Origin of the sequence: Bifidobacterium crudilactis, assembly GCF_000738005.1 — a bacterium.
Classification (GTDB): domain Bacteria; phylum Actinomycetota; class Actinomycetes; order Actinomycetales; family Bifidobacteriaceae; genus Bombiscardovia; species Bombiscardovia crudilactis.
In genome coordinates this window covers 155,008-169,300 of record NZ_JHAL01000001.1, presented here as the reverse complement: position 1 = coordinate 169,300, position 14,293 = coordinate 155,008, and the positions used below count along the sequence as shown (strand labels likewise).

Here is a 14,293-nt window from a genome sequence, read left to right as displayed (position 1 = left end):
ACGTGCGCGCCCAGTTTGATGAAAACCCGTGCATGCCAGAAACAGCCGTACGGCGCATCACCAAGAACGGTGATGCGCCTGGCACTTTCAGATAGATTGAACAGCTTTCTCCGCTGCTTCTTCCAAGGAGAAAGTGCTCAAATAATGCTGAGCATCCAGCGCAGCCTTGCAGCCTGAGCCCGCCGCTGAGATTGCCTGCCGGTAGACTCTATCAACAGCATCGCCGGCCGCGAACACTCCGGGAACGGATGTGTTCGCGGTATCAGGCTTTGTCATGATATACCCGTCATTATCGAGCTCAATGGCGTCTTTGAGGAAGCCCGTTTGAGGGGTATAACCTATGGCAACAAAAATGCCATTGGCCGTAATCGATGATACTTGACCAGTGACGGTATCTTTGAGCGCGATGGTGTTTGCACCGTTGTCATCTCCTGTGACCTCAGTGACTACTGTATTGAGTTTGAAGGTGATATTCGGGTTGTCAATCGCCCTGTCCACCATGATTTTGGAGGCACGGAAGCCCTCCCTGCGGTGGATTACGGTTACCGAGGAACCGTATCGAGACAGGAAATCCGCCTCTTCCATCGCCGAATCTCCGCCTCCGACGACGACGATGGGCTTGTCTTTGAAGAAGAAGCCGTCACAGGTGGCGCAATAGGACACTCCGCGGCCAGAATATTCCTGTTCACCAGGGACACCAAGCTTACGGTATTCGGAACCTGTAGTGACGATAACTGTTTTGGCCTTGTACTGCGTGCCTGAATCGGTATTGATGAGCTTGACTGGCCCGGAGAAGTCCACTGAGGTGACATCGTCATACTCGATTTCAGCTCCGAATTTCTCGGCCTGCGCACGCATGTTTTCCATGAGATCCGGGCCAAGGATTCCTTCAGGGAAACCAGGGAAGTTCTCTACCTCTGTGGTGTTGACGAGCTGGCCACCGGGGGTCAGAGCGCCCGCGATAATCAAGGGCTGGTGTCCAGCCCTTCCGAGGTATATGGCGGCTGTATAGCCAGCAGGTCCGGAACCGATGACGATAGCGTCATGAACATCTTGTGTCATAAACTCACCATATCCAAACGGTGTGATTTCCACAGCGGTTAAGCACTCAGCAATAAACCCTCGCAATAATCGCGTGTTCGTTTTGAGCTTGTTATGCATCATTTCCATAAACAGTATGAACACTTGCTGCTCATGAGCATATGCGAACGCCGAGCATACTGTCTTCGGAGCTCCGGAATTCTGCAATTGAGTAATTATTGACAGATGGTATACTTTCATTCATCATGTTCGTCGCATGTTCTCTTCGCTTTCTCAGGCGTTTCGTCTGATTGATGCCGGTGTCGCGGGGGGGGGGTGCTGTTTTCGCTTTGGTGGTGCTCTCATGGGTCGGATTCGTGGTGTTGGTAAGTGCCATAGAGGGTTGAGCCGAAAGCTCTCCGCATTTGCAGCACTCACCGTTTCGATGCTCATGCTTCTGGTTGGTGTACTCGTGGCGTTACCCGTGGAGCAGGCGGAGGCCGATTCGCTCGAGCTGGGGCCGGATGGGTATTTCAGTGCGCTTGAGGATATCGATGGCGATGGTCAGATTCTGCCGGTTATTGATAAAGATAGTGAAACGCGAGATACCGTTCAGGATGGCTGGGCAGGAACGCGGCGGATTTTGTTTGGAAAGCAGAAGGATACCGACGCAATCGGAACTGGCTCAGAGAACACTGTTGTTGTCTATGGCTCAGCCAAGGTTTCTGGCGGATATAAAACATTAGGATACGGAGGTTTGACAGGTATTGAGAGCGTGAAGGATGCGAATCCGTTCGATTTTTCCGACGATGACGATTATAGAAAGTCCGCTACTACAGCGGTTGCGGCGAATGAGGCGTTGTTATGGTCTGATGATGTTGTGACTAGTGGGATAAAGTTTGACTCGGCTGCCGGAAGAACTAACACCTTTGACAGTGTTGCTGGGAGTAGTCCTTATCAGTCGAACTTAGCGGTTGTGTCGAACAAACAGGGTGAGACTAGCAACACTGTAGTGACTATGAATTATTCGGGTTTTGAACGGTCGTTGCTGAATCTGGCTGCAGTGGAGGGGGTTTGCACCAGAAAGCCGAGCGAGGGGTGTGCCGACAACGGTTCTTTCCCAAATAGTTATAAGAACCAGACTGATTCAAAATATTTGTATCAGGTGTTTCCTTTATCGGTTGGCGATCTAAACAAGTATTTGGATGCGACTAGTGAATCGAATGAAGAACCGCATATTGCTTGCCCTCCGGATGGTTGTTCTAATAGTGTCACCGGTTATTGGTTGCGAACTGCCCTATGGAGGTACCCAAATTTTACTTACTCAGTCACCAGTAGTGGACACCTACATGGCAGTCAAGTAGATGCCTCTCAAGACGGTTTACGGCCTGCTTTTCGTTTGAAGCTAGATAGTTTGGTGTTGTCGGCTCATAGTGTGAATCAGTCTCAGGTGTTGGGTGATGGTGATTCGTTGCGGTTGACGTTTGTTGATGAGGGTTGGTCGCTTGAGGACTCGCGTTTGGATGTTGTTCCTGGCGAGTTGACGGTTTCTGCTGACGAGGATGCGTCGATTGACGGGTATGGGTGGAAGGCTGTTGACCGTGCAGCTACTGATGGTTCGGTGTTTGCTTCGGGTTTTAGTGAGGACGGTACGATTGATACGTCCGTGTTTCCTGCGGATAAGGTGTTTGATTTCTATGTGTGGGGGCAGGAGAACGGCAGTGCTGAGACGGGTTGGTCGAATCGTGCGACGACGGCGAGCCGTGTGACTATCAAGGATGGCAAAGAGTATGTCCCTCCGTCATATGGTATCGAGTTGATGGGGCGGTCTGATGGCGCGTTGACGGCGTACAAGATTGGTGATTACAGCGGTGAGGTGTTTGACCAGGCCGGTGCGTTGAAGAGTGTGCGTTTGGATACTCCTGAGGGTTTGGGCGCGGTGTTGAAGAATGCTGCTGTGGCGGCTGGTGGCAGTGATGTGGATGCGGGTAATCCGATTGGTTGGGTGGCGTCCAGGTGGTTGGGGTATCCGACTGACCCGTTGAGTGATGATGTGACTTCGGCGTTTAGTCCGTATGCGGGCAAGCTACAACTGTTCGCCCAGCAGTTGGCGGAGAATACTGGAAGTTTGGGTGCTGTGGCGGGGAGTCTGCCCGCTGGTACGTTCCCTCAGCCTGAGTCGACGGCGACGTTGACGGTGTCTGGTCCTGGTTTGTATCTGATTGTGGATTCGACGCAGTCGTCTGGTGGTTCTCTGCCGATTATCGTGGGCACGAAGGTGTTCAACGAGGCGTTGGAGGATGTGGTCGAGGACGGGATGGTGGATTTCGCTGACGCGGGGGTGAAGGGCAAGCCCCGTTTGGGTCAGGCGGCGTTGAAGACGAGTGTCATGGATGTGTCGAAGCGTGTGGTGAATGATGCGGGGTTGGATGGTTTCGATGTGGGTAGTGTGGTGGAGTTTGAGGTTGCGTTGCGGGTGCCTGATTTGAGTGGGTTGTCTGGTGTCACGTATGACGCGTATGAGTTCAAGGTTGAGGATACGGCTGAACCCGGGTTGACGTTGCCTGCTGCGGGTGATGTGCGCGTGTTGGTGGATGTCGACCTGGTGTCGGGTGTGGCGGCTCCGAATACTGATGTGACGAGTACGAGTGGGTTGACCATCGGTGTGTCTGGTCAGATGTTGACGGTGGGCGGGTTGAAGGCCGTGTTTGCGCATGATAACGGTACATCCGATGTGACGAACAAGATGTCTGCGGGGTCGTTGATACGACTCCGCTATGCGGCGGTGTTGAACCAGGCGCATGCCGAGTATGCGGCTCCTCCTGGTGGTGGTACTGCTGTGGCGAATGTGAATGAGGCGACGCTGACTCGTTCCCATGCGGGTGCGGTGACTGCGGATTGGGCGGATAACAGTGATGGTACGGAGTCGAGGACCGCGACGGCGAATGTGTATTCGTTCAGGGTGGACCTGGTGAAGGTGGACAAGGACACGTCGAAGCCGCTTGGCGATGCCGCGATGTTCGAGGTGAGCCGTGACGGGAGTCCATTGAAGTTCGTGGGTGCTGATGGTGTGTATCGTTTGGCGGTTGCTGGTGAGACGGGCAGTGCCGCGGTGGTGACCAAGTCGGGTACCGGTGAGGATGCCGGCACGTTGTCTCTGCTGGGTGTGGATGCTCGTGACCTCTCCTTCAGGGAGACCCAGGCCCCCGACGGCTACTTCACGGTGAGCGATTTCACGGTGGAGGTGGTGCCGGTGTGGAATGCGGATGCCAGTGAGGTGACGGTGGCCTCGTATCGCACCGGTGGCACGAACCTCGCGTATGTGTCTCAGGACGGGCATTCGGTGACGGTGGCCGACCCGTCGCGGAGTCCAGCGAACCTGCCCTACACCGGTGGCGTGGGCATTCTGCTCCTGCTGATTATCGGCGGCGTGTTCCTCATGGTGGCGGTACGCCCGTACTACCTGTCCCACCGGGCCGAAGCCACCGCCAACATCCTCATCTGATGAAATATCACGGAACTGTGCGTAATGGCACGCGAAGCACCCACATACGGCCCCCACGCGTGCCGATTTGCACAGTTGCGTGCAGAATTTCGTGTTAGGGCGCTGCGGCTTCGGTTGTGTAGGGATTTGTCGGCGTTCTGGTGCTATCAGGTCATCAGCAGTAACGCCATTCCGCCATTTTGGGAGCTTCGCTATCGGTGTCTACTCGGCAATCCCTACACAATCGGCCGTATCGGCCGTATACCGCCCGTACCGCCTGTACCGCCTGTACCGGCATGAACAACGCGCCGGTTCAGTGTCTGGGACCGGCTTCACGATGCTGCGCCAGCACTGATGTTGCCAAGGACGAGTATAGTTTCGACAACTTGAACCCGGCAGCGACCGCTGATTGCGGCAGCAGCGAGGTGTCGGTCATGCCTGGAGTGACGTTGGACTCGAGGAACTGCGGATTGCCCTCACGGTCCACGATGAAATCGGTACGTGATATGTCGCGGAGTCCGAGTGCCTTGTGTGCCGTCAGTGCCGCCTGCTCGACGGCATGAAGGGTGTCGGAGTCAAGACGTGCAGGGACATAGAATTCGGTAGGTCCTGGAGTGTAGCGAGCCTCGTAATCGTAGATGCCGTTGGGCGTTTCGATTTCCAGCGGAGGCAGAATCGTCGGAGTGCCGTCAATGTCGAGGACGGATACCGAAACCTCGGTGCCCTCGACGGCCTGCTCGACCAAGGCCACGCTCCCGTAAGCGAAGCAGCTTACCATCGCCTGAGGCAGCTGATCGGCCGCGGTGACCAGAGAACAGCCGAGTGCCGAACCACCCATGGTGGGTTTAACGAAGAGCGGCAGTCCGAGCGCACTGACCAGCAGGTCAATAACCTTGCCTGCTCCCAGCTCACGGAACATGGACTCAGGAAGAGTCACCGAATGAGGTGTGGTCAAGCCTGCCTTTCGGACCACATTCTTCGCGATTGGCTTGCTCCAGGCAGTGCGCGAGGCTTTTGCGCGGGACCCGATATACGGAAGCCCGGCCATTTCGAGGACGTCGCGAATCGACCCGTCCTCGCCATTGGCACCATGCAGCAAGGGCCAAACCAAATCCGGACGGGTGTCGACGGATGACAGATAGTCGAGGAGGTCGCTGTCCATATCATGCACGGCGACCTGCCAACCGGCATCTTCGAGAAAGCCTTCCACACGGTGACCCGAGCTCAGGGAAATATCCCTCTCGTGACTGAGACCGCCGCAAATCACCAGGACGGTGTTCTGCTCCGGCACAGACGCCTGTGGATGGTTGCCCTTGCTTTCAGGAGAAGGATTCCGAGCTGCCGCCTTTGTATCGGTACGGGCTTCGGACTGTGCCTTGGCATCGTTGCGTTGGTCTGCCATGATTGCGGCCTTTCCTCTTTTCTTGCTTGCTGTCATTGGAATTGTCCCCGTCGCTGATGAATATGCGATTATCTGGCCGCTGGACCAGGATGCTCGACATCCTTCGGGTCGGGGTCGGCCTTTCCGCCGGTCCCGAAAAGCTCGGCGGTTTCGCGCTCCGCATCGATGACGGTCGATAGTCTTCTGATGCCTTCATGTATGCGCTCAGGCGTCGGGTAGCAGAAGGAAAGACGCATATGGTCGGTTCCTTCACCATTGTTGTAGAAGGCCGTACCCGCCACGTAGGCGACCTTTGCGGTAATCGCACGTGGAAGCATCGCCCTGGAGTTGAGACCCTCTGGTATCTGCAGCCAGATGTAGAAGCCACCCTCCGGCTTATGCCACGAACAGTAGGGCAGATACTCCCGCAAGGCGGCATCCATCGTGTCGCATCGCTCCTTGTACATGCCTCGATAGTCGTTAATCTGAGATTTCCAGTCGAAGTTATCGAGATAGGTGGTTACCGTCATCTGGCTCATATTCGAAGGGCACAGAATTGCCGACTCGTTGGCCAGCACCAGCTTGTGGCGAATCCCCGGAGGGGCGACCATCCAGGCCACGCGCATACCCGGAGCGATAATCTTGGAGAAGCTGCTCAGATAGACCACGTTCTCGGAATCCATGGAGCGCAGCGCCGGGTAGGTCTTTCCCTTGAAACTCAACAATCCGTAAGGGTTGTCCTCAACGATCAGCACATGGTAGCGCTTGGCTATCTCCAGTATTCGCGGACGGCGTTCCTCGCTCATCGTGGCCCCGGCGGGATTATGGAAATTCGGCACGGTATACAGGAACTTGACCTGCTTCCCCAGCTTCCGCTGTTCCACGATGGCCTGTTCGAATGCCTCGGGTATCAAGCCATCCTTGTCGAGCAACACATTGACGACATCCACCTGGAAGGACTGGAACACACCCAGAGCACCGACATAGTTGGGCGCTTCGGCGAGGATAACATCACCGGGGTTGCACATGATGCGCGTAATCAGGTCCAGACCCGATTGAGAACCATTGACGATGACCACATCGTCGGGCTGCACGTCGGTGATGTTTTCCAATTCCATGATTTGCAGCACGTCTTCGCGAAGATGCGGATCACCCTGCGCCGAACCATACTGCCATGCCACATCGCCTTTATCGACGATCATTTTGGCGATGAGCTCGGAAAGCTCTCCGAATGGCATGCGTTCCAGATAGGGCATACCGCCTGCGAGCGAAACCACCTCGGGCCGGTTTGCCACTGCAAAGAGTGCTCGGATCTCCGAAGCTCGCATGGATTCGGCGCGACTTGCGTAGCTGCCGAACCAGGGGTCGTTCTTGATGACCTTGGATGCGGTGTTCGGATTATCCGACATAATCTTTGCCTTTCTGCAGAGAAATACAGATTTGGGTGCATGTGCTCGTAGACGATGCGACTGCGCACATTACGGCACACTGTATTACAAACCCGAATGGGAGAGTAGAACAATGTCCAAGATGTCACGACTTCGGTACACTTCCCCGCCGAGCTCGTGAAAGGAAAGCCGCAACTCCGTCAGTAGACCTTCACGGAGTTGAAGTACAGGCCACCTGAAGGTGTGGAATCCAAGGGGACCCATACCACGAGGTCCTGCGTGCTAACCGGCGAGGGGAGCGTGACCGTTGTGGTACCGCTCGGGTCGAAGGTGAACTGTGCCACAGGATCACCCTGATTCGGTGCGCCCGCAGTGGAGTTTACGAAAATCTGACCTTGACCGCCGGATTGGCGAATGGAAATCACCAGTCTGCTGACCTGCTGAGGTTGTGTCAGGTGCACATACCAGCCTCGCCCTGCCAGTCCGGCGGGTTGGCTGAGGAAGGTCTGGGTTCCCGTGGGGAATGCCGTGGTGTTCTCCGGGGTCGGCGTCGCCGACGGACTCGGGGCCGCATTGGCCACCTTGTCGTCATGCGTGACCTTCGTCTCGCTCGTTGTGCTTGCTGAACTCGAAGGCGATGCTTCCGTGTTTTCCGCTCCATCGGAGGTGCTTGCAGTGTCCGTGCTGCGGAAGGGCACATTGGTCATCTCTGGCCAGTTGCTTTTGGTGTTGCCCTCGTCCGATGAGCCGATGGTGGCATCCAGAAGGCCGTTGACCGCCCAGGTCAGAGCGGCGACAATCAGAAGAATTCCTGCGATAATCGATACTGTACGACCTGACAAGACTCCGAAGAGCTTCTTGCCTGAGTCGGCCGAGTCCGAATCGTCATCATCTGATGAATCGCCGGCGTAGCCGGAATACTCCTGTGAGACCGGTCTGCGGGTTCTTGGTTTGGGCGTGAAGCTCGGCGGCAATGGCTGCATCGAAGAGGTCATCTCCTGATTCAGCGCATCCTGCTGTTCTTCGGCCTCTTTTTCTTTCACGGCTTCTGCCTGCTGCTTGATTGTCTCAAGAGGGATGGAAGCGGTCGTTTCGGGAATTTCACCGGTATTGGTGGGTACTTCCCCGTCTCCCACGGCTTTCGCCGCGCGCAGTCCACTCACGTCGAGAGCGCTGGTGGCGTTTTCGGGATAGCGGTCCGCGATTGGCTTGATGTATGGGAAATCTTCGAAAGCTGCGAAGAGGTCACCGTTGCTTGAATCCGGATGAACCATCTGCACTTCATCGCTTTCGGGGAACAGCAGCTGATTCGTCGCCCATTGCGGCTCTGCCTGTGCGTTTCCTGCAGCCTTGGAGGCGGTGGCGAAGGATTCGGGGATGTCACGGACTGCATGGCTGTCGGTAACCCTGACCCCGACCTTTTCTATGGAGCCTTCGCCCGCGTGCTCCGGCCAAACGATGTCCCGGTCCGAAAGCTCCTCCGGCGGCGTCCAGGCGCCGAGAAGCGCCTCAAACTCTGCAAGGGTGCGCAGCGGAACGGCAGGTGAGCCATTGGCGCGTTTCATACCGAGCCCGCGTGAGCAGATGATGCGGAATTCGTCGGGGATGTCGACAGGGAGTTTTTGCTCCGCGAAGGTCATTCCTTGCACATCGGGAGTGCGCGTCAGCATGGCATACAGCACGGCCGAAAGCTGTTTGGTGACCATTTCCTCGTTCAGGGTTCGACCCTTGCCGATGCCCAGAGGATCCACGAGCATCGAATTAATCGGAGCATCCGCAATCATGATGCCGGTGGAGGAAAGACGAATGGTGTCGGTGCAAATCGTGGGATTCGGCAGGTCGACGCGTTTGAGAGCTATCAGAGCCTCCGCTATTTCGCCGACGATGGTCCGCATCGCTTCGTTGCTGAGCGTCCCCACGGTGGAGCCTGCCAGATAGTCGGACAGCGACACACCCGCATCGAGTGCGGTGATGATCAGGGCCACGCCTTCGGCCTCACTGAAATGGTATACAGGGGTGAAATGGCGGTTCCGCGACAATGCGAGCCCTGAGGCGTAGGTGTTGCATTGCGATGCGACGGCTCCGTCGGTGACGAAGAAGAGTTGGCAGTCACGCGCCAAAACCGAATCGTGAGCACGCCACGCCTGTAAGCCTGCTTCGTCGCGTAACGACGCCATCAGGGTATAGCGATCGATTATGGTGTCTCCGAGTTTCGGTGTCATGCTGTGTTTGCTACTTTCGCCATCAGAAGCCTGCTCTATTAAGCCCTGTCCCGTTGATATTCTACCCTTTTCGGCACTTGGCGCGGTAGCCTGTTCGGGTGTTTTCAGATGCCCGGGAGGAAGACTGCCGGCGGCCGGTGATTCCTGCACCGCCGGCTCGGTTCCGCGAGCCGCCAAACCTTTGAAGATGCGGTGCAATTGGCCGTTGAAACCGCTCAATGCCTTGAGCAGCTCTTCGGTCCTCATGAGGAACAACAAACCGAAATACACGATTCCCACTACCACGCAGAGCAGGATGCACATCAAGATGGCCTGTATCCAGCTCATTCGCTCATGGCCGGTTTCCAAGGAGGCGCCGACGAAGTGTGCCACGGGTGTCGACAGCACCATACCCACAACCACTGATACGACGGCCGAAATGAGAATCTTCGTGTAGGTCATGCCGATTTTTTTGCCGTCGATGGACCCTCCGAGCTGTTTGCGCAGCATCCATATCAGGAACGGGAAGGAGATGATATTGCCCAGGGTCATCGAGAAGCCGACCCAGCCGGTCCACTGCTCGGGGGGAAGCAGTGTTGTTGCCAGCAGGACGATACCCACCTGCAGAATATTCGTCATCGCCGCGAAGATGAAGGGGTGCAGGCCGTCTTCCAAGGCGTAGAACGTACGTTGTACCAGCAGGAAGGCACCGGATATGACCAGACCGTACGAGAGGCCGACAAGGGGTTGAGATATCAGCACCGCCTCGTGGACGTTCACCGAGGGAAGCAGCGCCCGCGTTATCGGAACGGGCATGACGATCATCGCGACCGAGAAGAAGGCCATGAGCAACCCCACATTGCGTAAGGCCTGGCTCAGTCCTAGACGGGCCTCTCCGATATGGTGTTCCGCGACGGCCTTCGAGAGGCGGGGAAACATGGCCGTGGTCACGGACACCGCAATCAGCGAGTACGGCAGAATATAGATGGCGAAGGCGTTCTGATACGAACCGTTCCCTGCTATGCCGAATGGATTGTTGCCTGCGAGCGGGGCTCCGTTCGTGATTCGGGCATTGATGACGTTGGCGAGCTGGTTCACCACCACGACACCAAGGCTCCATGCGGCTACGGGGCCCATCGAACGAAGCCCGATGCCTCGCAAGCCCCAGCGCCAGTGGAAACGGAAGCCGCTTCGCATCAGCGGAATGAAAAGGATGAGTGCCTGGAAAGCCACGCCCAAGGTCCAGGCGCCTGCAGTCAGAGCGATGGTCCACGGCGTCCAAAACTCCATCGGCTTGCGCTGCGCATTGCCGAAAAGCACGATGAACAGTACGAAGCCGATGCAGCTGATGACGTTCGCGCCCACCGAGCTCCAGGCGTATGTGGCGAATTTGCCTTTCGCTGCCAGAATCTGACCGAGGATGGTATACAGCCCATAGAAGAAGATCTGCGGCATGCACCACAGGGTGAAGGCGTTCACCAGACCACGCTGTTCACCAGTCCAACGTGCATCAAGATAGATGGATGTGAGCACGGATGTGCCCATCATCAGTACGAAGGTAATCAGCAGCAACAGCACCACACTGGACGTCACCAGTTTATTGAGATGCTCCTCGGCATGCTTGGACTTGAGCGTACGGACGATTTGCGGTACCAGAACCGCGTTGAACACGCCTCCTGATATCAGCGTGAACATCACCTGCGGAATCATCGCGCCGGTCTGATAGGCGTTGATGGCCGTACCGGTGGTTCCCAGGGCTGCTGCAAGCAGAATAGTGCGTATTTGACCGGTGATGCGTGAAGCTGCAGTGCCGGAGGCCATGATTACGGAGTTGCGTCCGACAGAGTTCATTCGTCTGCATCCTTTTTGCGTGTGAATTGTCGCCACAGTCCCAGTGCGCCGAACAGCACGCCGACTGCTAGTAGAATCAGCCCGCTCTTGTCGCTCAATTGCAGGCTGCTGGTGATTCTGGTCGATTGGGTGGTACCGAAACTCTCGCCGTTGCGGTCGAGCAGGGCGATACGAGCGGTAGCATTGCCCGAGGTGGCCACACGAATGGTGAAGGTGACTTGGACCTCGGAATTCGCGGGAATGGTCGCTTCGGTCAATCGCGAGGTCGCGATGATGGTTGAGTCGGTTTGGGAGCTCACGCTGACCTTCACGGGATACGGATGGTCATTGCTGATTGTCACGGGCATGCTTGCGGTTTCGCTCACCACCGAAATGGATTCCGAAGGTGTGATGCTCACCCCGTCTAGCAGCTGCTGTGACAATGAGGACGATGCCTTGGCAAATGCGCTCTGGGTGCTGTTTCCGGTGAAGGTGTGCAGGGCCAAAGCCTTCTGCACCGATTTGAGTTGTTCGAGCCAGGCGGCCGCGGTACCGTTCGACTGGTCGATGACGGTTGATGCATCGCCGCGTGCCAGGGCTTGGGTGTCTGAGCTCTGGGAAGTATCGCCGCTCTCATCGCCGCTCGATTCCTTCTGAACCAGAATGGCCGACCCGAAACGGACGATGTCGTTATGGTTGCTCGCCAGAGTGTTCAGATACCCTTCGATTGCGGAGAGCCGGTGTGCGGAGATTCCCGAAGTCGTTGGCACCGATGCGCTCGCTTTCGAACCCTCCTGATAGGCGTCCGCCTTATCGAGGGTCTGCAGGTCGGTGAGCTTGATCCATGAGGCGTGCTCCATTGCAGACATCAGGGCATCAGCGGCATGAAGGTTCTGACCCGACTCCGCAAAGGTCACCATAAGCACTCTGTTCGCGTAGGGCTGCTCCATCTGGTACAGGGCGCTCTGAGCCATGAATCGGGCCATGCGCCCCGCATCGGTGCCTTCTCCATCGGCATCGGTGGATGTGGATTTGCCTTGTGCAAGGCGGCTGAGTTCGCGCTGTGCGGTGAGGACCGTTACGTTGCCGTCCTTTGTGGGGACCACGTATTTGCCGGTATGTGCGACGGAGGAGTTGTTGGCTTCGTACTCGCTGTCGGCGATGACGGTGGAATATCCCGCATCCCTGGCGCTTTCGAGTGCGGGCAAGGTCCAGGCTCCCTGACCTTGCCATGCCACTGACGTGCCTGTGGCCTGTTCGTCACCCGTCGATTCGCGAAGCGCCGCCAGACCGGCAGCGGCGTTCCACTGCTCCGTGGTGATGCCGGCCTTGGCATATGCAGCGGCGTCGCCTTGCGAATATGCGGTGATGTCGAAGTTCGAGGACTGCATCAGCGCCGTCGTCTGCGGTGGTATGGGGAAGGACGAGAGGTAATCGGGGTCGGCGACGGATTGCAGTTCGGGGTGATTGTTCAGCATGTCGAGTTGTTGCTGTTGGTATTCCTTGGCTTCCTTGCCCAGGGTAATAATCGAGTTGGCACTTGACGAAAGCCGAGATTTGTCCACTGCCGGAGAGGCTGAACTGCGAGTGCCTGCATTTCTGCTTTTGGTGACCAGGTTCACCAGAGCATCATTGTCTACCGTCCAGGATGAGGCGGTCAATGGCAGAACCGTGGTGATGGACAAGGCGGGAGTCTGCGCCGTCGACAGGCCGTCGGATGACCGGGTCAGGAAAGTGTGTACCTTGACCGGGGTGCTCTTGCCGCTGGCATAGGTCAGCAGCAGCGGTTTCGGCCCCCAGCTGTTCATGGCCTTGAGTTCGGTGCTGGCCGCATCCAGATGGATCGACACCGTCGTTGAGGCATGGGGTGCGAGTTCGGGGACGGAACTGGTATTGAGCGTATTGGGTGTCGGAATGTGTGTGTCGCCTTCGGACCAACCCTGCATGTCGACTCGGGAGGTGAAGGGGTACAGCACATTGGTCGAAGTGGTCAGAGAGCCGCCTGCCAATGTGCTCGTGGTGTTGTTGGTGACGGAAATCTGCGCATCGAAGCCTGAAGTGTCGGTCACCACCGAGGTGGAGGACAGCAGGCAAACGCTGATGTCCTGGTCATTGCAGGAATCCGCAGTGGCTGCGGTGGCGCTTTCGGCGGCGTGCGCACGGGTTGCGTTCGGCGAGATTGCGATTGCCAGTGACAGCAACAGCATGACGATACACCAGAACAGGCGTTGAGCCGATTTGTGCGCAACAGCCTTGTTCTCGGGGGAGTGATGCCCTGATCCGTGCTCGCCAATCATATGTGCTTCTTGTGTTTCCTTGCGTAGAGCCAAGCTATCTTGCGTTCATTAGGATAGCTGAGAACGCTGTCCAAATCATCGAAATCGACCCATATGGCATCTTCCGCCTCATGATCGGGATCTCCTTCTACACTAAGAGATCCTCCGATCTGCCTCAGCACGAAGTGATGAACCAGTTTATGCACGCGTTGGGTTGTTCCGGTGAACCAGTAGTCGATTGTGGCGATGGAGTCGACCACCTCCCCGAGGATACCCGTCTCTTCATGGACCTCTCTGACTGCGGTCTGCTCGGGGGTCTCGCCCTTTTCTATATGTCCCTTCGGCAGACACCATTCCAGATGCCCGGAACGTGAGTGCCGCGCGATAATCGCCACATGCTCAGCGTCATCGAAGATAAGGCCGCCGGCGGAATACTCTCGTACAACCGGCAGTTCCTGCGCGTCCAGCGAAGCGAATGTGGACGGCCGCGCACTGACGCGACGCGTCGGCATCATGGCGGGAGTGGGCTTGGAATCCTTGTCGTCATTGGGAATGACGAATTCCTCGCCCTGGCTCTCCGTGGTGAATCGGAGGGTTCCCTCGTCGCCTTCGGCATACGCATGGTTGTCCGCGGCAGCGGTCGCATGGGCAAGCATGCGCGCGAAGTCGGCGGGCGTAATCATGTCTCTACTTTACGTAAGTTATTGTGCAGG

The 14,293-nt window shown here is 56.9% G+C and carries 7 protein-coding genes; 1 reads left to right on the top strand and 6 read right to left on the bottom strand.

Translation table 11 applies throughout. The annotated features are described in order from the left end of the window. Nucleotides 1–87: 87 nt before the first annotated feature. Nucleotides 88–1,062: a thioredoxin-disulfide reductase gene (gene trxB / locus DB51_RS00635; protein ID WP_034250997.1), complete on the bottom strand. Its 975-nt coding sequence runs from the start codon at nt 1,060–1,062 to the stop codon at nt 88–90. 1,378 nt (nt 1,063–2,440) lie between these two features. On the opposite strand from trxB, the gene DB51_RS10275 reads away from it, so the two are divergent. Continuing rightward, nucleotides 2,441–4,525, top strand: a complete 2,085-nt coding sequence (locus tag DB51_RS10275; RefSeq protein ID WP_162174590.1) for an isopeptide-forming domain-containing fimbrial protein — start codon at nt 2,441–2,443, stop codon at nt 4,523–4,525. Nucleotides 4,526–4,817: 292 nt separating this feature from the next. On the opposite strand, the gene DB51_RS00620 is transcribed toward DB51_RS10275, so the two are convergent. From DB51_RS00620 to DB51_RS00600, 5 genes are all read right to left on the bottom strand, one after another. Further along, nucleotides 4,818–5,942: a D-alanine--D-alanine ligase family protein gene (locus tag DB51_RS00620; RefSeq protein WP_202961973.1), complete on the bottom strand. Its 1,125-nt coding sequence runs from the start codon at nt 5,940–5,942 to the stop codon at nt 4,818–4,820. A gap of 32 nt (nt 5,943–5,974) precedes the next feature. Next, nucleotides 5,975–7,294: an aminotransferase-like domain-containing protein gene (locus DB51_RS00615; RefSeq protein WP_034250704.1), complete on the bottom strand. Its 1,320-nt coding sequence runs from the start codon at nt 7,292–7,294 to the stop codon at nt 5,975–5,977. Nucleotides 7,295–7,473: 179 nt separating this feature from the next. Continuing rightward, nucleotides 7,474–11,325 (bottom strand): murein biosynthesis integral membrane protein MurJ, encoded by a 3,852-nt coding sequence (locus DB51_RS09930; protein WP_084674451.1) that lies wholly within the window; start codon nt 11,323–11,325, stop codon nt 7,474–7,476. Then, nucleotides 11,322–13,601: a DUF6049 family protein gene (locus DB51_RS00605; RefSeq protein WP_051867107.1), complete on the bottom strand. Its 2,280-nt coding sequence runs from the start codon at nt 13,599–13,601 to the stop codon at nt 11,322–11,324. Before DB51_RS00605 ends, DB51_RS09930 begins: the two co-directional genes overlap by 4 nt. Beyond that, nucleotides 13,598–14,263, bottom strand: coding sequence for an NUDIX hydrolase (locus tag DB51_RS00600; RefSeq protein WP_034250702.1), 666 nt, complete (start codon nt 14,261–14,263; stop codon nt 13,598–13,600). The genes DB51_RS00605 and DB51_RS00600 overlap by 4 nt, the downstream gene beginning before the upstream one ends. Nucleotides 14,264–14,293: the final 30 nt, after the last annotated feature.